An 18,518-nucleotide genomic window follows, 5' to 3' on the forward strand; every position below is an offset into this window, starting at 1 on the left:
AGTTTGCAACACTTGTATCAAGAATATGAATTGAAAAAAGGGCCGCTCATCGAACCTTTCCCGCGACATCGGGTTGGCGCACAAAGAATTTCTCTCCGTGCAGCTCCTTTGATCATGTTCAGGTGCTTGCTCATGAATTGCACCGCAGCACTTTTTGGCATGTCGTGCTTCTTGTCGTCCGTGAACAGCATCTTGATGCCGGTCACAACGAGGAAGGCCGCGAAGAGGTAGAGGACCCACGAGAATTCGGTGATGATTGCCGAGCCGGCGGCGATCATGATGGCGCGCAGGATCACGACACCGAGAATGCCGTACACCAGAACGCGATGCTGATAGGCGGGGGGGATGGCGAAGTAGGAAAAGATCATGGCGATGACGAAAATATTGTCCATCGCGAGGCTCTTTTCGACAACGAAGCCGGTCAGATATTCCATACCGGCCTGCGAGCCGAGCCATAGCCAGAAAATGCCACCGAAGCCAAGGCCAATGGTAATGTAGAACGCCGAAAGGCCGAGGGACTCCCCGACGCCGATCGCATGACTCTTGCGGTGCAGCACGCCCAGGTCGAAGCGAGCAGCAGCCCGACGCCCGCGACGAAAGCAAGTCAGGTCCAGACCGGCTTGCCCATGAAGTCGAGGAAAAGGAAGTCCATCTATATCACTCCCGCCGGTCGATTACCGGTAGCCCCACGGTCGCATCGAGGCGACTTCTGCGAGCGCCTCTTCCTCGAAGGAGTGACGGATGCCGTCAGCTTCCAGTACCGACATGCAGATCTGGATCAGCGATCTAAACTGCGGATTCGTGAGGTCTGCCGTAACGATGTAGGCGCGCGCCCTGCCGAGAGCCGAATCCCGGTCCGCAGCGAAGGCATGGGTGTGGGCTTCTATCTCGCGGGCAACATCGTCGGTCGAAAAGCCCTGCAGCATCGGATTTGTCCGAAATAGGGACACGATCCTGCGCCGCTCGGCATCGTCCGCCTCGCCGTCGGCATGGGCGATAATCATGGCCGCTGCAATGGCAGCTTCCATAAAGGCTTCCTGGCCCGCTACATCGGCCTCGGCCGCAAGCGTATGCCGATCAAGCCGGGCACGCAGCTCGGCGAGCGGGCGGCGAGCAAAGATGTCGTCGTCGTTCGAGTGGAATTTTGTCATGGCGGAACTCCTCTTGCCGTGTTTGACAAGGGACCTGCTCCACTACCAGTGAAGCGAGAAAAGCCGGCCCCTGAGGTGAACCGACATCGTGCGGGTTACGCACCAGAGGGGCCCGGATCACGGCTGAAGAGATAAAGACGCAAAAGCACCTTTCAAGAGCGGTTACGAGAATTTTTCGCCGCGTGTGGAGGTCGGGCGGTAGCTCGGCCGGTAGCCGATGTGGCGTACATAGACCTGGCGCTTGCCGGACTCCCTCCGACGCGCCGCGAGCAGGCTGGTGGCGAGTTCGGGCAGCGAGGTCCTGACAGCGACGATTGTGAGCCCGATAGCGGCTTCCGAAATGTCGAGGCCCACGGCAAGGTTGATGGCGGATGCGACCAGCAGTTACCCGCCTCCGGCGAGCAATACCAAACCGGCGACCGCTCCCAGCAGGAGCACTGACACGGAAATGGCGCTGATCGAGGCCCTGCCCTGAGCCCGCTGCGGCCCGGCTAAGAGTCGTTCGCGAGCTTGAACATTGACCCGCGCGCTTTCCTTTCGATTCCACGTCGCATCCGTGACTCGATGTCATGGATTCATTGATCGACTTCTCCAGAGTTTCGCGCTTGGGCCACTGTGCAACCGAGGCATTCCACTGCGTTGAAACGTCGTCTGGACTTATCCAAATTCTCGACGGGCAGGGAGGAGGAAATGATGAATATCTCGGGAGGAACCTCTGGTTAGGTCTGGTTGCCTTAGCCGAGTTGATCGTGATTGGCTATGCCACCAGCTGGTTCGGCGGCTCACCGCAACCCGCACCGCAGCAGTAAGAGTCCGCCTCGAAACTTGGCGGATGCCGTTTGGGCAACGGCCTGAAGGACACGCACGAGGCGTTCATCGAAGCCTCTGACGTTCGCGACGCGGCACGACGCTCAGGCCATGATCATGCTGCTGATGGCAGCTGCAAACCACCACCCCGCCCAGACAGCGGCGGCGGTCAGCAGCAGGCCGCCGGCGACCGTCCAGCCGAACGGCGTCGCCCTTCCACGCAGGGCCAGGACGATCCGCACACCGGCATTCACGCTGATCGCTGCTGCCAGCGGCACGACCGCCTCGGACGCCGGCAACTGCCCGGCCACAACCAGCGAGGCCAGCGCAACCGCGGCGGACCCGGTGCTGACGAGCCCCGCGAGCGCGGCTGACAAGAGGACGGCCTCGCTCCCGAAACGGTCGTTCAACAAGGCGGAAACGACGATCACCGTGGCCACAATCAGGGCAAAGTTGATGGCTTCCCGGACGCTGAAGATACGGCTGGGAAGTTCGAGCCCCTGGCCCTCGCCCCCGTCGCGCAATCCGAAACGCGCAAGCGTCACCCCGAAGAGCAGCGTAACCACCATCGGGACCAGCAGGACCGGGGCTGCAAGCGAAAACATCAAGGGGCTCAGGAACAGCAGCACGATCCCTGTCTGCACGAGCGAGGAGACCGAGGAGAATGTCGCACCGGCGGCGGCCGGGTAGGTTTCGACCGGTCGATCCTGCACTTTCCTCGCCATGGCGACGACGGTCGCGGTGCTTGAAACGAACCCGGACAGAAAACCGCTCAATGGTAGGCCCAGCCGGTCACCGAAGACCCGTGTGCAGATGTGGCTGACCGCGCCGATCGCCATCACAAGGATGATGATGACGAACAGGTTCTGCGGGTTGATCGCCCCGCCCGGACCGAAGCCTTCGTTCGGCAGGATCGGGAGGATCAAGAGCGCTGAGACGCCCAGGATCAGCCCGTCGCGGATCTCGAAATCGTTGAGTGCCGAGCGGCTGAACTCGCGCAGCACGGTGCGCGCGGCCAAGAGCGCCGCGACCAGAACGCCTGAGGCCGCCGCGAGGAAGGTGTGGTCGATCGACAGCGCACCCAGCACGACCACGATCAGCAGCGCAAGGCTGGTGGTCAGGCCCGCCTGCCGATCTGGCTGTGACAGATGCGTCACCATGCGCAGGCCGCCGATGACGGCGAGGGCGACGGAGAGCATCGGCCAGCCCCCGGCAATCTGACTCAGCGCGCCGGTCAGCGAGGCGAGCGCGAAGGTGCGCACGCCTGCTGGGGCGGGGCCTCCGGGCTCGCCTGCATTCCGCTCGCGCTCGATCCCGATCAGAAGGCCGATGCCGAGGGCCTCGAGCAGCAATAAAGCCTGAGAGGTTTCCAAGGATATCCCGCCATATGTTACCGCACCCGCAAAAACGAGTTGGCCCACGGTAGGCGGGTCAGGCTACTACAGCAATAAGGCCCACTTTGAATCCTTGGCCATGCCGTTTGGCAACTGACCTCTGTCCATGGAACGAGAGTACTTACCTCGCGCGGCCGATAGTGGCCCTGTTGAGGGACACGCACGAGGCGTTCATGGGAGCCACTGACGTTGGCACCGCGGCAAGATGGGTCGCCAGAACGGTATCCTGAGATCAAGGATTGCACTGGTTGCACAGTCCAGGATCGGCCGTGGGACGTTCTGCAACCGACCGTGCGACGCGATGGCCGCACGCCGCACAGCTCAAGACCTCCGCCTTAATCACCTGGGTCGGCTCGCCGCACCATTCGCAAGGTAGCCCAGGCACGCGCTCGGTGACGTCGAAGCCGGGATAGGCGCAAGCCGGGCAGCGGCTGCGAAACCGGCGAACGAGATCGACGGTGGCGCGCTCGATGGCCTGCATTCTGGTCGGGTTGAAATGGGCGCGCATATCGGTCTCGATGAAGGCCGCGCCACAGCGCGCTACGGCTTCGCGGACGGCACGATCGAGAGCGTCAGCAGCAACAATTCCTTTCCATAGCGCAATGTCCGGTGCCGGTTGGTCGCCGCGGCAACCCATCACAATCAAGCCATGCTCGGGAAATTGCATCCGTTCGGCGAACGCGAAGGCCGCAGCGGGGCCGTCGACGACACGGTGGGCGAAGTGAGTGTCGATGGTTGCATCGTGGCCCGTAATCTCAAGCCCAGTCTGCCGGTCGACAAGCAGCACGAGCTCGCGGCCGAGCGGGGCGAACGGAATCCATGGGTGTGGCCCGAAGCTGCCCTCGCTTGCGATAGCCACACGGGTGTGCGGTTCATGCTCGAACGCCGCGGCGATCTTGGCACGCGCGGCGTCGAGCTGCGTGCCGGTCCGCTCGATCTCGCGGGTGAAGGTCCCGAAGCGGTCGGTATCGAAGGCCCCCGGCACAACGCAATCGAGGCCAAGCGCCTCGGTGAGCAACGGGGCGATCACACGCTCCTTGCCGTGCATCGTGGCGATCACGGCCCTTGCGCCCGCCAGATGAAATTGGTCGCCGCCGGCCTGATCGGGAAGCGCGTGAGAGAGGGTGTCGCGGGGATCAGGGATCGGCATGGAGGCGCGACCCCGCGTCGATTCGGAAATGGCTGTCCGCGGTGCTGTACATTGGGCGAAGGCTCCCTAGTTATCGGTTACTTTGAGGGTCCGGCCGAGTTGCAAGAGATGGAGAACCCGATCGGCCAGCGCCTCGGCTGGCGCGTCGTGGGAGGTGAGCCGCAATTCCGGCGCCTCCGGCGCCTCGTAGGGCACATCGATGCCGGGGACATGTGTGATTTTTCCCGCCCTGGCCTTCGCATAGAGTCCCTTGGGATCGCAGGCTTCCACCAACGGCAGCGGCGCGTCGACGAAGATCTCGTGAAATGGATGGGAGCCGGCGATCTCACGCGCGAGCGCGCGGTCGCGGGCATAGGGCGAGATCACGCAGACCAGCACGATCAGCCCGGCATCGGCCATCAGCTTTGCGACCTCGGCCATGCGGCGGATGTTCTCGACCCGATCCGCCTCGGTGAAGCCCAGATCGCGATTGAGCCCGTGGCGGACATTGTCGCCGTCCAGCACAAATGGATGGAAGCCGGCGGCCATCAGCTTGCGGTCGACGATGTTCGCAATCGTCGACTTGCCAGCCCCCGACAGGCCGGTGAACCACAGGATCGCCGGACGCTGCCCCTGCGCTGCGGCACGCGCATCGGGAGCAGTATCGAAGTCTTGCCAGGGGATATTGCCGGCACGCCGCAGCGCGAAGTCGATCATCCCGGCGCCAAGCGTGGCATGGGTGATACGATCGATCAGCACGAAGCCGCCCATGTCGCGGTTTTCGGCATAAGGGTCGAAGGCCACGGGGCGATCGGCCGCAAGATTGACCATCGCGAGTTCGTTCATTGCGAGCTGGCGGGCAGCCAGGTGCGCACGCGTGTCGATGTCGATCCGATGCTTCAGTGCTGTGACGGTCACCGGGATCTCATCGGTGCCGAGCCGCATCAGGTACTGGCGGCCGGGGATCATGGGTATCTCGCCCAACGACAGCAGATGCGCCTGAAACTGATCCGCGATGACGGGCGGCCTATCGGCCGCAGCCAGCACGTCGCCACGGCTTACGTCTACGTCGCGGTCGAGCACCAGCGTGACCGACTGCCCGGCGACGGCCTGGCCCAAATCATATTCCGGCATGATCCGAGCGACGACGGCACGCGCGCCGGAGCGGGTCACCATCAACTCGTCTCCCGGCCGCACCCGGCCGCCGACGATCCGTCCGCAGTAGCCGCGAAAATCCTGACCGGCGCGACTGACCCATTGCACCGGCATGCGGAACGGTCCCCTCACGACGGCGGCGGCGACGTCGACCGACTCCAGCCATTCAATGATCGTAGGGCCGTCGAACCAGGGCATTGCGGCCGAGCAGGTCAGCACATTGTCGCCCTTGAGCGCCGAGACCGGGATGGCAACCGCTTCGGCGAAGCCGAGCGCTTCGGCGAGGGCGGCAATCTCGGCCGCATGACGCTCGAACGCAGCAGGTTCGAAGCCCACCAGGTCCATCTTGTTCACCGCCACGGCGACGTGGCGGATGCCCATCAAGGCGAGGATATGAGCATGACGCCGCGTCTGGGTGAGGACGCCCTTGCGCGCGTCGATCAGCAGCAAGGCGGCATCCGCCTGCGATGCGCCGGTGGCCATGTTGCGCGTGTATTGCTCGTGGCCCGGACAGTCGGCGACGACAAACTTGCGCTTGTCGGTTTCGAAGAAGCGCCAGGCGACGTCGATGGTGATGCCCTGCTCGCGCTCGGACATGAGCCCGTCGAGCAGCAGCGCGAAGTCGAGGTCGCCCTCCGGCACGCGGCCTCTGCTCTCATTGAACAGGCGCGCAAGCTGGTCCTCGTAGACGCAGTCGGCATCGTAGAGGATTCGTCCGAGCAGCGTGGATTTGCCGTCATCGACGCTGCCGCACGTCAACAGGCGAAGCTGCGACTTGGCTTGCTCGGCGGCGATGACGCGGGCGATGATGGCGTCCGGGCTTTCCTCTTCCGGCATCTGATGGGGCGTGTCGCGCATCAGAAATATCCTTCCTGCTTCTTGCGCTCCATGGAGCCGGGCTGGTCGTGGTCGATCAATCGTCCCTGGCGTTCGCTCGCACGGGTTGAGCGCATCTCGAGCAGGATGTCGACGAGCGTGGCGGCGGTGCTTTCGGTTGCGCCGGTGTATGGGTAGCAGCCGATCGAGCGGAATCGGACCGACCTCTTTTCGGGGGACTCTCCCGCCTCGAGCGGCATGCGGTCGTCGTCCACCATGATCCAGGTGTCTTGGCGCCGAACGACGGGCCGAGGTTTCGCGAAGTAAAGGGGAACGAGGGAGATGCCTTCGATCCAGATGTAGTCCCAGACGTCGCGCTCGGTCCAATTTGACAGCGGAAACACGCGCATCGACTCGCCGGGGGCGAGGCGCGTGTTCCAAGCATGCCAGAACTCCGGCCGCTGCGTCTTTGGCTCCCAGCGCTGCGCTGGGTTGCGGTGTGAGAAGATGCGCTCCTTGGCGCGCGACTTCTCCTCGTCGCGGCGTGCGCCGCCGATCGCGGCATCGAAACCCCAGCGCGCCATTGCTTGCTTCAGTCCCTCGGTCTTCATCGCATGGTTGTAGACCGCCGAAGAGGCGGTGAACGGCGTGATGCCAGCGCGCGCGGCTTCCTCGTTCGTGTGAACCAGGAGTTCGAACCCAAGGCGCGCGGCTGTGCTGTCGCGGTGGGCGATCATTTCCCGGAACTTCCATCCGGTATCGACATGCAGCACCGGGAACGGCGGCGGTGCCGGTGCGAATGCCTTTTGCGCCAGATGCAGCAGGACCGAGCTGTCCTTGCCGATCGAGTAGAGCAGCACGGGCCGCTGAAAACAGGCGGCAACCTCGCGGATAATCGCGACGGACTCGGCCTCGAGCCGGCGTATGTGCGAGAATCGTTCATCAACTCGGCTGGGAGCTTCGATGACTGTCATATCAGCATGGTCTCTCGACTTGTGCGGCCGCCGAGAAGATGGCGGCTTCTTGAGCTTCCAAGTGTCACTTGCAGAGGCGGCGCGCGGCCAGGTCGCCACGACACGGTGCGTGCAGCCGCGAATGGCCGTGGGGCATTCAGCTTCGCCCGGCTTTCAAATGTCGGCATAGCAGTGCGTCTCCGCGGCGGACCCAGGGTGGGTGACCGCGCCTTTCGAGGCGGGCCCCACGGTCTGCGCAAATTTCCAAAGCGCGCCTGACTGGAAGTCGTGACGATGCGGTCGCCACGCCTTGCGCCGAACCTCCAGCTCTTCGGCCGAGAGCTCCACGTCAAGCGTACCCGCCTCGGCATCGATGGCGATGATGTCACCGTCCTTCAGCAATGCGATCGGGCCGCCAACGGCCGCTTCCGGATCGACATGCCCAATGCAGAAGCCGCGCGTGGCGCCGGAGAAGCGCCCATCGGTGACGAGCGCCACCTTGTCGCCCATGCCCTGGCCGTAAACGGCTGCCGTGGTCGCCAGCATCTCGCGCATGCCGGGCCCGCCTTTTGGCCCTTCATAGCGAATGACGATGACCTCCCCCGGCTGGTATTTACGCTTCTGGACGGCGTCGAAGGCCGCTTCCTCGGAGTCGAAGCACCGGGCCGGCCCGCGGAATTGGAGGTTCGTCATACCAGCCACCTTGACGATCGCGCCCTCGGGGGCGAGCGTGCCGCGCAGACCGGCCACGCCGCCGGTGGTGGTGATCGGGTCGGAGATCGGGCGAACGATGTCCTGGTCGGTCGGGAAGGCCACGTCGGCCAGGTTCTCGGCGATCATCTTGCCTGTCACCGTGATGCAGTCGCCGTGCAGATAGCCGCCGTCGAGCAGCGCCTTCAGCAGCACCGACACGCCGCCGATCTCGAACAGATCCTTGGCAAGGTAGCGCCCACCGGGTTTGAGATCGGCGATGTAGGGCGTGCGCTTGAAGATCTCGGCGACCGCATGCAGGTCGAAGTCGATGCCCGCCTCGTGCGCGATCGCCGGCAAGTGCAGCGCCGCATTGGTCGAGCCGCCAGAAGCCGCCACCACGGTAGCGGCGTTCTCCAGTGCCTTGCGGGTGACGATGTCGCGCGGCCTGAGATCGCGCGCCAGCAGGTTCATCACGGCCTTGCCGGACGCTTCCGCGAAGGCGTCGCGGCTCTCGTAGGGCGCCGGGGTACCGGCCGAGCCGGGCAGTGCGAGCCCAAGCGCCTCGGAGACGCAGGCCATGGTATTGGCAGTGAACTGGCCGCCGCAGGAGCCTGCGGAAGGGCAAGCGACACATTCGAGCGCGTGCAGCTCGTCGGCGGAAATCTGGCCAGCCTGATAGCCGCCCACCGCTTCGTAGACGTCCTGCACGGTGACGTCCTTGCCGCGGAAGCGCCCGGGCAGGATTGTTCCGCCGTAAAGGAACACGCTCGGGACGTTGAGGCGGACCATCGCCATCATCATGCCGGGCAGCGACTTGTCACAGCCGGCAAGGCCAACCAGCGCGTCGTAGCAATGGCCGCGCATGGTGAGCTCGATCGAATCGGCGATCACTTCCCGGCTCACCAGCGACGACTTCATGCCCTGGTGACCCATGGCGATGCCGTCGGTCACGGTGATGGTGGTGAACTCGCGCGGCGTGCCGCCGGCCGCCTTGACGCCCAGCTTGACCGCCTGCGCCTGGCGGCTGAGCGCGATGTTGCACGGCGCCGCCTCGTTCCAGCAGGTGGCGACGCCGACAAAGGGCTGGGCAATCTCCTTTTCGGTCAGCCCCATGGCGTAGAGGAACGAACGATGCGGCGCGCGCTCGGGACCAACGGTCGTGTGGCGACTCGGCAGCCTGGATTTGTCGAAGCTATGTGTCATGGGTCGGCCTCGGTTTGTGAATAGGGATCCGTTGCTTTCAATCCGTCGGCGCAATGCGCCAACGGACCACGCCTTCCGGGCAGAACACCCGCACCTGCTCCCTTCCAACCGGCTGGGTTTCGGGCGGCTTCCAAGCTGACTGCACGAGCGTGACGGTCTCGGTATTGGGCGGCAGGCCGTAAAAACGTGCGCCGTTGAGCGACGCGAAGGCTTCGAGCCGATCGAGCGCCCCTTCCTCATCAAAGACCTGGGCGTACAATTCGAGCGCAACCGGCGCCGTAAAGATGCCGGCGCAGCCGCAGGCCGATTCCTTGTCCCGGACCAGGTGCGGCGCCGAATCCGTGCCGAGGAAGAAGCGGGGGTTGCCGGAGGTCGCGGCGTTCCTTAATGCGAGGCGATGGCCCTCCCGCTTGGCCACGGGCAAACAGAACATATGCGGCCGGATACCGCCCGCGAACATCGCGTTGCGATTGATCATCAAATGATGAACAGTAATGGTGGCTCCGATGGGCCCCTCGGCGTCCTGCACATAGTCCACGGCTTCGGCGGTCGTGATGTGCTCCAGGACGATCCGCAGCGCCGGGAAATCGGACCGCAGCCGGACAAGCACCCGGTCTATGAACGCCTTCTCCCTGTCGAAGACGTCGACCTCGCCGTCGGCCACCTCGCCATGGACCAGAAGCGGCATGCCGATGGCCTGCATCCGCTCCAACACCGGATAGACCCGGCGGACATTCGTGACACCGGCGGCGGAATTGGTCGTGCTGCGCGCCGGATACATCTTGACCGCGGTGATAACTCCCTCGGCGAAGCCTCGAGCTACCTCCACTGGATCGGTCTCATCGGTGAGGAAGCAGGTCATCAGCGGCACGAACCTGGAGCCGTCGGGCAAGACGCGCCGGATCCGATCGCGATACGCCGCAGCTTGGGCAGCCGTCGTGATCGGCGGATCGAGATTGGGCATGATAATGGCGCGGCCGAAGGTGCTCGCCGTCCATGGCAGCGCCATCTGCAGCATGGCCCCATCCCGAAGGTGCACGTGCCAGTCGTCAGGCCGAAGGAGGGTCATCTCGTTCACCGGGGTCACCTTCGCTCCGCTTCGCGCGCCTGACGCGCATCTTGCGGTTCTATCCAGAGCTCCAGCGGCATGAGGCGGGCCGACTTCTTCGACTGATGGCGATCCATGCGGCGGAGCACATTGTCGAGAAAACGTACTGCCTCGACGATGAAAGGTCCTTTGTTGAGCATCACGCATTCGGCGCGCTGCGCCATGGCCGCATCGGTTACTTCCGCTCGGCTGGGCGCTCCTTGTTCGACCATCCCGGCCAACACCTGGGTCGCCCAGATGACCGGCACATGGGCCGCCTCGCAAAGCCAGAGAATATGCTCTTGGACTTCGCCGATGTTCTCGAAGCCACTTTCGACCGCGAGATCGCCTCGCGCGATCATGACCGCCAGTGGCTGTTGCCCGGCGCCATGCACGATCAGCTCGGGAAGGTTCCTGACGGCGAGCGCGGTTTCGATCTTGATCACGAGAGGCTGCACGGGACGTCCGCCGCGTCGTGCTGCCAATTCCCTCTGAATAAGCGTGATGTCCGACGGACGCTGAACGAACGAGAACCCGACGAGGTCGGCATTCTCAGCAACGAAATCGAGATCGTGGATATCCTTCTCGGTCAGAGGCGGAAGATCGAGCGCCGTATCCGGGAAGTTCAGTCCCTTTTTGCGTCTGAGCTTCTCCCCTTTGCCGCGCGCCTGCTCCACGCGAAGCATCGCGCCGTCAGGCTCAATCCTTTCGACACGCGCTCCAATGCGGCCATCGTCGATGAAGACCCGTGCTCCGACTTCAAGCTGATCAAGTACGGCAGGGAACGTCACACGGATGACGATATCGCCAGCCTTTAGCTGAGCGGGCATTCGACCGGCCAACATGAGAAGGTCGCCGCGGTGGAGCCGCGTCTTCTTCGGCGCGCAGACTTCGGCGATCCGGCATTTCGGGCCGGCGATATCCATGAGGATTGGACAGGTCCTGCCTTGCTCAGCCGCCGCGGCGCGGCTGTTCTCGATCATGGCCGCCCAGGTCTCGGGTCCCCCATGCGCGCAGTTGATGCGCAGGCAATCGGCGCCGGCCCGAATGATGTCAGCCACCAGGGCGCGATCTTCACTGGCTCTGGTCGGCAACGTGACCATGATCCGCGTGCCGGGCCCGTGCGGATCGCTCCCGAAAATCCTGGCCTGCTCTCGCCTCAAAATCCGCTTTCCGTTCCGGAAGGCTAAGGGGACGGGATGGGACACGGCGGGCTCGCCGGCGATTTCGGTCAGCCTCGCGCAGACGGCGTCAAGGGTCGCCATGACGCGGCCCTCACTCCGCCCGAGCGAAGTCAGTCCAAGCGCCGAGAGCTGATGTTGTAGACCGCTTAAATCATGGCGACGAAACGCTAGATACTGCGCGAGATTGATGGCTCCAGGCAGAAAACTCGGCCGAGCCACGTTGGGGGTCCAGTCCTCCACAATGGCTTGGCTCTCCCGAATGACGGCAGCTCGGATGCGAACGATCCTGGACAGGAGGCGCTTCGCAGACACCTTCCGGTCTGCCTCACGGGTGCGGCCCGCAGCAGGACGTTTCAAGCTCGAACGTTGGATCGCATTCAGCGTCATTGGCTCTCCGATCGCGCGTCCTACAAGATCACGCGGTACCGCGGCCGGCGGCCTCGATGTTCCTGCGCAAAAGCGGATCGAGGCCGAGCTTGTTGGCCAAATCGTCGAGCCAAGCCGCTTCGGCGGGAGTATCGGCATCAATTGCGATGAAGGCTGCCAGGTACACCTGCGCGGCCTCCTCAGGAGAATTCGCAGCGGCGGCGAGTTGCTCCGGCGTATCCGGATGGGCGATCAGAGACTCGAGAAAATGCCGCTCCTCGCCCGGGAGAGCGCTCGCTTCGACGCGCTCGATCAAACGGGAACGCTCGGTCTCGTCAAGGCGACCATCGGCCATGGCCGACGCGATCATCGCACGCAACAGGAGGGTGGCGCTGCTGTCTGCCGGCAGAGCACTTGGTGGCGACAACAGACCGCCCGAAGCCGGTTGTGCCGCACCGGCCTGCTGCGGCGAGAGGCCGCCAAGCGCATCGCGGATGGTTTGCGGAACGAGCGGCTTGCCGTCGCGATAGTTGCTGTAGGCCTTATAGGCGAGCCCTCCGAGCAGGGCGACAGCCCCGATCTGCAAAACGCTGCCGCCGAGCTTCCGCGCGTGCTTGGAGGTCAGGAGCGTGCCCGCCAAACCACCCGCGAGCGCGCCAGTTCCGAGTGCGCCCACATTGCTGGAGAGGTAATCGCCGAGGCCCGCGCGTCTACTGCGGTCGACCGGCAGTCCGACTTCCGCGTTGCCTTGCCGTGATGCCGGGTCACCCGCCAGCACGGTGTTCAGCAGCTTGTTCACGTCGATCATTCTGTTCTCCTGTGATGGACCGGTCGGCTCGTGCCTTTTGCAGACATGCATTCACAGCGCTGCGCCGCGGCAGCAGCGCAGCGGCGATTCAGTGCTACGGCACGTGCAGTTCGCACGCGATGGCGCGTCATCTATACGTGCCGAGCGATTTGCCTTCGCCAGTCGTCTCTTCCGGGTCATTCAGTCGGTCTCGCGGGTCTGCACGATCGCCTGACGACGGAACTCACAGAGCTTGCGGCGTACTTCCTCGCGCGTGATGGCAACTCCGCAACGGGTAAGGTCGCCGCAGGCGGCGCCCCAGAGATCGCTTGGCCCGATCCGCGGCGCGATTCACCGCGACATGAAAGTCCGCCTCTGTCTCCTCGATGACGATATCTGACCGCCCGTTCAGCCGAACGCGCAGACTGCAGCGCTTGTCTATGCCGCCCTTCGGTCCGTTGATATCGGACAAGACTACCGCAACGCCGCGAATGTGCTCTGGAAATTGCGACAGTGCGAATGCCAGCCGATATTCCACATGCTCACGCAGCTCCTCTGTGAGGTCCGCGTTACGCACTTGAATCGCGATTCTCATCATTCCTCCATCCACCAGCCGAGTTCGCGCAGTATTAGGCTTGATCGATCATCAGAAAAAGCAGATAATCCGGTGTGTTTCAGTCGAAAAAAACTGCTGATTGGATTGGCCGGCCGTGTTGAATTACAAGCAGCTGCACTATTTCTGGCGGGTCGCGAAGGCCGGCAGCATTGCGCGCGCCGCCGAGCAGCTGCATCTGGCGCCGCAGACCATCAGCGCCCAGATCGGCACGCTGGAGGAAGCGCTCGGAACCGAGCTGTTCCGCCGCGCCGGGAGGCGGCTGGAATTGACTGCGGCGGGGCAGTTGACCCTTTCCTACGCCGACGAGATCTTCCAGATCGGCAGAGAACTGGAAGAAACGGTGCGCAACCGCCCCGGCCGCAGCGACATGCTGTTCCGGGTGGGGGTGGCCGATGTCGTTCCCAAGTCGATGGCCTATCACCTGCTGGCTCCGGCACTGACCAGTGCGGGGCGTGTGCGGTTGATCTGCCGGGAAGACAAGCTGGACCGGCTGTTCGCGGAACTCGCCATTCACAAGGTGGATCTCGTGATCGCCGACCGGCCGCTACCCTCCGAACTGGGGGTGAAAGGCTACAGCCACTCTCTCGGGCGCACACCTGTCGCCTTCTATGCCGTGCCCGGACTTGCCGAACGCTACCAGGAGGGCTTTCCGCGATCTCTGGACGGCGCACCCATGCTGATCCCAAGCGACGGCGCAACAATACGGGGGGCGCTCACGCGGTGGTTCAGCGAACATCAGATCGAGCCGCGCATTGTCGGCGAATTCGACGACACCGCGCTGATGAAGGCCTTCGGCAAGGCGGGCGCAGGCATTTTCCCTGCACCGGCAATATTGGCCGACGAAATCCGCGAACAGTACGCAGCCGAGATCATTGGCCGTGCCGACAGCGTCGCAGCGAGGTATTATGCCATCTCGGTTGAGCGCAAATTGACTCATCCTGCCGTCGTGGCGATCAGCGAAGCAGCGAAGACGGACCTGTTCGTCGACGACAAAGCGCCAGCCAAGTCTTAAGCGGGTCCGCTCGCTGCTATCGTCAACCACGAAGACAAAGATAGATGCCGTCAGGCGCGGCGAACGCCTTTGCGGGAGGGTTCGGCGCGCCTTCGCGTTCCAATCACCATCTCAATTAGTTCGGCGATCGTGCAATGACTTTCGACAGGATGCCTGAGGAACAAGTCCTCATGGACGATGTAGCGATTGGCGCGCCCTTCACGCATGCGGCTGAGATAGCCTGCCTCCTCCAGTTCGGCGACGATGCGCTGCACGGCGCGCTCCGTGATCCCGACCCGAACGGCAACCTCGCGCATTCTCGCCTCTGGGTTCTCGACCAAGCATAGCAGCACGTGGGCGTGGTTGGTCAGAAACGTCCAGCTGGCGGATGGTGATGCGTCAGATTGGGACCTTGCTGTTGCCAGCATGAACGAGACCTCCTATATGGAAATACGAAATGAGTGTCGCGTCTCTTATATCGTGATACAGCGTTCGCATCCATAGCGGATGCGGGCTGATTGTGTGCTGGCACCCCGCGTTCAGGCGGGGATGCGGCAACTTGGGGGCGCAGGACGCGTACGAGCTCGCCCGGCTGGGGCTAATGAAGGGGTGCTGCCAGTGTCACAATTAGCCAACTGCCTTTTACTCCTAGTGCGGTCCAGAGACGATGTTCCCCGCACTTGCCGGGAGGCTGGGGAGTTTCTGGCATTTCAGCGCGCGCGGCTCCCGACAGTGCGTGCACAACAGGACCGGAGATTGGTCGGAATATGGATAGATCCCGTGATGGTGGACGCGCCGCCTGAAATATGCGGCTTCGGCTTGGCGTCTCGCCTGTGCCACTTCCAGATTCGCGAAAGCGTCGGCGTGAGTGGAATATGGTGTCTGTGCTGGCTCGATGCCGACCATGGAGGAGCATCGTCTGACCCCATCACTCTCCGCGAAACACTGGTATCAGCCCTGATCAAGCAGCAGCCATCACGCCAACACCCAAGCGCAGGCCAGTTTCATCCCGTCTTCGATGCGGATGACGACAGCAATTCTATTCTGCTTCAGACCGAGCAGTTGCGAAAGGTGTTCCAGGGCCTGATCGGTGAACCCATGTCGTGGGACAGTTCTACCGGAGCGTTGACGAACGTCATTGGAGGCCGCCGACGCAACTAATCACTTCGATCTCCTCGCTCAACCCTAGCTTTCATAACAGCAGGACAATTCCTTGTGGATACGCTGCTCCAGCTTGCCATCGGCAACCTACTGTCACCGATGGTCCTGTTCTTTGCCTTGGGCGTCACAGCCGGCTGGCTCAAATCCGATCTCGCCATCCCCGAGGCAATCAGCAAGGGTTTGTCGCTCTATCTGATGCTGGCGATCGGATTCAAGGGCGGCGTCGAGCTCGCCTCGAACGGCGTTGCCGGCGCAGTCGCAGTCGCCTTGGTCCTGGCGCTCGCGCTCAGTTTTTGCCTGCCTCTCCTTGCCTATGCCTTACTCCGCGCGGCCACACGGCTCGATATTCCAAACGCAGCCGCCGTAGCGGCGCACTACGGTTCCGTCAGCATCGTAACCTTCGTTGCGGCGACCGGCTTTCTCGGATACCGAGCCATACCGTATGAAGGTTACGTGGTGGCGATGCTCGCCCTCATGGAGACGCCGGCGATCGTAACCGGCCTTCTCCTTGCCCGTCGCTCTAACGCTGCCGGACCGACCGCGTCGCGCGCGCCTTTCCTTTCGAGAGAGGTCGCCCGCGAGGTGTTCCTGAGCGGCGGCGTCGTGCTGCTCGGCGGCAGTTTCGCGATTGGCTGGATCACAGGCGACAAGGGCATGGCGGTAATGGCGCCGGCAATTGTCGATCCGTTCAAGGCCGTGCTTGCCGTCTTCCTTCTCGACATGGGCTTGCTTGTCGGCCGCCGCCTGCACGACTTCAGAGCGGTGGGCTGGCCGGTGGTGGCGTTCGGCCTCTACATGCCCCTGATCGGAGCCATGATCGGGCTGCTCGCAGCCCATGCCATCGGCCTGTCTTTGGGCGGCATGACGCTCGTCGCCGTACTCGCCGCAAGCGCCTCCTATATCGTGGTTCCGGCGGCAATGCGCCTGTCGCTGCCGCAGGCCAATCCGGCGATCTACATTCCCTTGTCTTTGGCCGTCACCTTTCCGTTCAATTTGATTGTCGGCATCCCGCTCTATTACGCTGGCGCGCAATGGCTCGTCGCACTGTGATCGAAAGGACTGTCCCGTGACGCAACTCTACCGGAAGAAGAGGATCGAGATCATCGTGGAAGCGGCGCGCGCCCGCGCCATCATTGAGATGATCGAGGCGGTAGGCGCCAAGGGCTACACCATCGTGCCCAATGTCTCTGGCAAAGGCAATCGCGGCATACGTGACGAGGCTCACCTCTCCGATGTGTTTCGCAACGTCATGATCATCGTGGTTGCCGCGGAGGAGATCGTGCGCCGCATCGTGGAACAATCCCAGCCACTTCTCGAAAACTACGCCGGGATCGTGGTGGTTTCCGACGTCGAGGTTATTCGTGACGAGCATTTCTAGAGCCTGATGCTCAGGCGCGAAGCGTTCGGCTTCGTCAAAGGCTTTCACAACCGGCATCGCATGCACTCGGCTTTCGGGGCAACTGTCCCGATGTTGGAATGGCACCATTCTACCTACCGCCGGACCAGGGGCACGGACCGGCTATTCCGCTGCAGCGGCCAGATTCAGGCCGACGACGCCGCTGGAGCGAGGCGGGGCGGTGCCGACACGGTTTCGACCTTCCTGCTTGGCCCGATAGAGAGCGGCATCGGCATCGGCGAGGAGATCCCCTGCCTTTGCCGAAGTCTCCGAAATCGTCGCGACTCCAAAAGATGCGGTTATGCGCGTACCGTAGTTTTCTGAGAGGCTCTCAATCCGGGCGCGAATCATCTCAGCTTTCGCAACCCCTTCGATCAACGCACAGTCGGGCAGCAGCACGACCAACTCCTCGCCGCCATATCGACATGCGATATCGCAGGGTCGGATAGCGCCGACGATCGCCGCCGCGACCCCGCTTAGGACTGAGTCGCCAAGCGCATGGCCATGTTCGTCGTTGAGGCGCTTGAAATGGTCGAGATCGATCATGATCGCGGTGAGCGGGCTGTCATTGCGCTTGGCCAGATTGGCATAGCGCTCGAGCACATCCTCCATATAGCGGCGATTATAAAGGCCGGTCAGCGGATCGCGCAGCGCTTGCGTGCGAAGCTTTTCTCGAAGGGCGATGTTGGAAAGCGCCAGTGACATTGCATCAGCGATGGCCCCCGCAAGCGGAGCGACCCCAGAAAGGCGTGCCTCCGCGTCCGGGCCGCTCGCCTGCACGTTGAACAGCCCATAGATCTCTGCCCGGGCCATCATCGGGATTTCAAAGACTACAACGCTCTGATCGTGATGCTCGCAGCGCAACGCTCCGGGACCGGCTTGGTTCACATGCGGCTTGCCCCGCTTTAGCGCCCAGCAATGCGAAGGGGAAACGGTGTCGGCTGGTTGGCTGTCTTCTGGCCAATCCCAGGCTATCGACAGGTCGAGCCGGTCACCTGAGTTGTTGAAGACGTAAAGCGCTCCGCCGAAGCCGGGGAGCAGTTGACCTGCCGTCGCCCGAAGCACTGCATTCGCATCAGCATAGCACATCGCGCTTTGTAGCATGTCGGTCATCTTGAGGAGCATCTCGACCTGCCTGCGCGCCTCGATCGCAGTTGTCGCCAGTTGGCGGCGTCCCCTCATCTCTCGAAGTGCCAGCGGGGCGGCCATCGCGATTGTGACAACGACCGTTATCTCAGCCGCGACTTCTGCCCAAAAGATCACCCCTGCGAACGGGCTATCGTGAGTCCACTGTCCTACGACTTGGAACGCCAGCATGAGCGTAGCCGCGGCGGCAATGATAAGCGCCGCGCCGCGAATCTTGCGGTGCGATAAAGTGCCGGGGGCGTGAAACTCTGGAGCGTTCATAACGATAAATCCGACCTCAATTCTCAAGAACCATCAGGTAGTAAAGTAGTAAAGTCGGGTTGATAGTCCTTTAAGATCTTTCGTATTTCTTTCAGTATCGGTTGAGTGGCCTGCTGCCAGAGGTCGAAGTTGTGACTCAATTTCTGCAGGAGGTGCGACGCCGAAGACCCTTTCGACCGATTTCCGTATCCATATCGAGCATTATGTTGTATGGGCATTCCC

Annotated in this window: 19 protein-coding genes; 5 read left to right on the forward strand and 14 right to left on the reverse strand. The window is 62.9% G+C overall.

Going from position 1 to position 18,518, the window contains the following annotated elements; translation table 11 throughout:
- Positions 1–17: 17 nt before the first annotated feature.
- The 3 genes from BLR31_RS19285 to BLR31_RS19295 all read right to left on the reverse strand — a co-directional run bounded on the left by BLR31_RS19285 (position 18) and on the right by BLR31_RS19295 (position 1,535).
- Positions 18–557 carry a TerC family protein gene (locus tag BLR31_RS19285; RefSeq protein ID WP_244505147.1) on the reverse strand — a complete coding sequence of 180 codons (540 nt, stop codon included), beginning with the start codon at positions 555–557 and terminating at the stop codon, positions 18–20.
- A 117-nt stretch (positions 558–674) separates the two neighbouring features.
- On the reverse strand, positions 675–1,151 hold the full coding sequence (locus BLR31_RS19290; protein WP_090599417.1) for a TerB family tellurite resistance protein: 477 nt from the start codon (positions 1,149–1,151) through the stop codon (positions 675–677).
- Positions 1,152–1,313: 162 nt separating this feature from the next.
- Positions 1,314–1,535 (reverse strand): VirB3 family type IV secretion system protein, encoded by a 222-nt coding sequence (locus BLR31_RS19295; RefSeq protein WP_090599421.1) that lies wholly within the window; start codon positions 1,533–1,535, stop codon positions 1,314–1,316.
- 185 nt (positions 1,536–1,720) lie between these two features.
- On the opposite strand from BLR31_RS19295, the gene BLR31_RS19300 reads away from it, so the two are divergent.
- The gene (locus BLR31_RS19300; RefSeq protein ID WP_090599424.1) at positions 1,721–1,960 is read left to right on the forward strand and encodes a hypothetical protein; all 240 of its coding nucleotides are present in this window, start codon (positions 1,721–1,723) and stop codon (positions 1,958–1,960) included.
- A 102-nt stretch (positions 1,961–2,062) separates the two neighbouring features.
- On the opposite strand, the gene BLR31_RS19305 is transcribed toward BLR31_RS19300, so the two are convergent.
- From BLR31_RS19305 to BLR31_RS19345, 9 genes are all read right to left on the reverse strand, one after another.
- Positions 2,063–3,331, reverse strand: coding sequence for an MgtC/SapB family protein (locus BLR31_RS19305; RefSeq protein WP_176762776.1), 1,269 nt, complete (start codon positions 3,329–3,331; stop codon positions 2,063–2,065).
- A 253-nt stretch (positions 3,332–3,584) separates the two neighbouring features.
- Positions 3,585–4,502, reverse strand: coding sequence for a DUF6671 family protein (locus BLR31_RS19310; RefSeq protein WP_244505149.1), 918 nt, complete (start codon positions 4,500–4,502; stop codon positions 3,585–3,587).
- A 66-nt stretch (positions 4,503–4,568) separates the two neighbouring features.
- Positions 4,569–6,494, reverse strand: coding sequence for an adenylyl-sulfate kinase (gene cysC, locus BLR31_RS19315; protein WP_244505150.1), 1,926 nt, complete (start codon positions 6,492–6,494; stop codon positions 4,569–4,571).
- Positions 6,494–7,426, reverse strand: a complete 933-nt coding sequence (cysD, locus tag BLR31_RS19320; protein WP_090599427.1) for a sulfate adenylyltransferase subunit CysD — start codon at positions 7,424–7,426, stop codon at positions 6,494–6,496. The genes cysC and cysD overlap by 1 nt, the downstream gene beginning before the upstream one ends.
- A 153-nt stretch (positions 7,427–7,579) precedes the next feature.
- Entirely contained in the window at positions 7,580–9,301 is a 1,722-nt protein-coding gene (gene ilvD / locus BLR31_RS19325; RefSeq protein ID WP_090599431.1) for a dihydroxy-acid dehydratase, read from the reverse strand.
- Between the two features lie 37 nt (positions 9,302–9,338).
- Complete coding sequence (gene pyrC, locus BLR31_RS19330; RefSeq protein WP_244505151.1) at positions 9,339–10,319, reverse strand: dihydroorotase; 981 nt, start codon at positions 10,317–10,319, stop codon at positions 9,339–9,341.
- Positions 10,320–10,384: 65 nt separating this feature from the next.
- Positions 10,385–11,653 (reverse strand): pyruvate kinase, encoded by a 1,269-nt coding sequence (locus tag BLR31_RS19335; RefSeq protein WP_244505152.1) that lies wholly within the window; start codon positions 11,651–11,653, stop codon positions 10,385–10,387.
- Between the two features lie 334 nt (positions 11,654–11,987).
- A complete protein-coding gene (locus tag BLR31_RS19340; RefSeq protein WP_157291786.1) occupies positions 11,988–12,746 on the reverse strand; it encodes a tellurite resistance TerB family protein in 759 nt (252 codons plus the stop codon).
- Between the two features lie 223 nt (positions 12,747–12,969).
- On the reverse strand, positions 12,970–13,320 hold the full coding sequence (locus tag BLR31_RS19345; protein ID WP_176762777.1) for an HPF/RaiA family ribosome-associated protein: 351 nt from the start codon (positions 13,318–13,320) through the stop codon (positions 12,970–12,972).
- Positions 13,321–13,435: 115 nt separating this feature from the next.
- Here BLR31_RS19345 and nhaR point away from each other — a divergent pair, with 115 nt between their 5' ends.
- A complete protein-coding gene (gene nhaR / locus BLR31_RS19350; RefSeq protein ID WP_090599522.1) occupies positions 13,436–14,353 on the forward strand; it encodes a transcriptional activator NhaR in 918 nt (305 codons plus the stop codon).
- 50 nt (positions 14,354–14,403) lie between these two features.
- On the opposite strand, the gene BLR31_RS19355 is transcribed toward nhaR, so the two are convergent.
- Entirely contained in the window at positions 14,404–14,760 is a 357-nt protein-coding gene (locus BLR31_RS19355; protein ID WP_090599445.1) for a helix-turn-helix transcriptional regulator, read from the reverse strand.
- Positions 14,761–15,112: 352 nt separating this feature from the next.
- On the opposite strand from BLR31_RS19355, the gene BLR31_RS19360 reads away from it, so the two are divergent.
- From BLR31_RS19360 to BLR31_RS19370, 3 genes are read left to right on the forward strand one after another with little or no spacing between them, the layout of a single operon-like run.
- A complete protein-coding gene (locus BLR31_RS19360; protein ID WP_143009458.1) occupies positions 15,113–15,493 on the forward strand; it encodes a hypothetical protein in 381 nt (126 codons plus the stop codon).
- A gap of 54 nt (positions 15,494–15,547) precedes the next feature.
- Positions 15,548–16,543 carry a sodium-dependent bicarbonate transport family permease gene (locus BLR31_RS19365; protein ID WP_090599452.1) on the forward strand — a complete coding sequence of 332 codons (996 nt, stop codon included), beginning with the start codon at positions 15,548–15,550 and terminating at the stop codon, positions 16,541–16,543.
- A gap of 16 nt (positions 16,544–16,559) precedes the next feature.
- Positions 16,560–16,871 (forward strand): DUF190 domain-containing protein, encoded by a 312-nt coding sequence (locus tag BLR31_RS19370; RefSeq protein ID WP_210183956.1) that lies wholly within the window; start codon positions 16,560–16,562, stop codon positions 16,869–16,871.
- Between the two features lie 141 nt (positions 16,872–17,012).
- On the opposite strand, the gene BLR31_RS19375 is transcribed toward BLR31_RS19370, so the two are convergent.
- A complete protein-coding gene (locus tag BLR31_RS19375; protein WP_090599456.1) occupies positions 17,013–18,296 on the reverse strand; it encodes a sensor domain-containing diguanylate cyclase in 1,284 nt (427 codons plus the stop codon).
- Positions 18,297–18,518: the final 222 nt, after the last annotated feature.

It is taken from the genome of Pelagibacterium luteolum (genome assembly GCF_900100665.1).
In the GTDB taxonomy this organism is placed as follows: domain Bacteria; phylum Pseudomonadota; class Alphaproteobacteria; order Rhizobiales; family Devosiaceae; genus Pelagibacterium; species Pelagibacterium luteolum.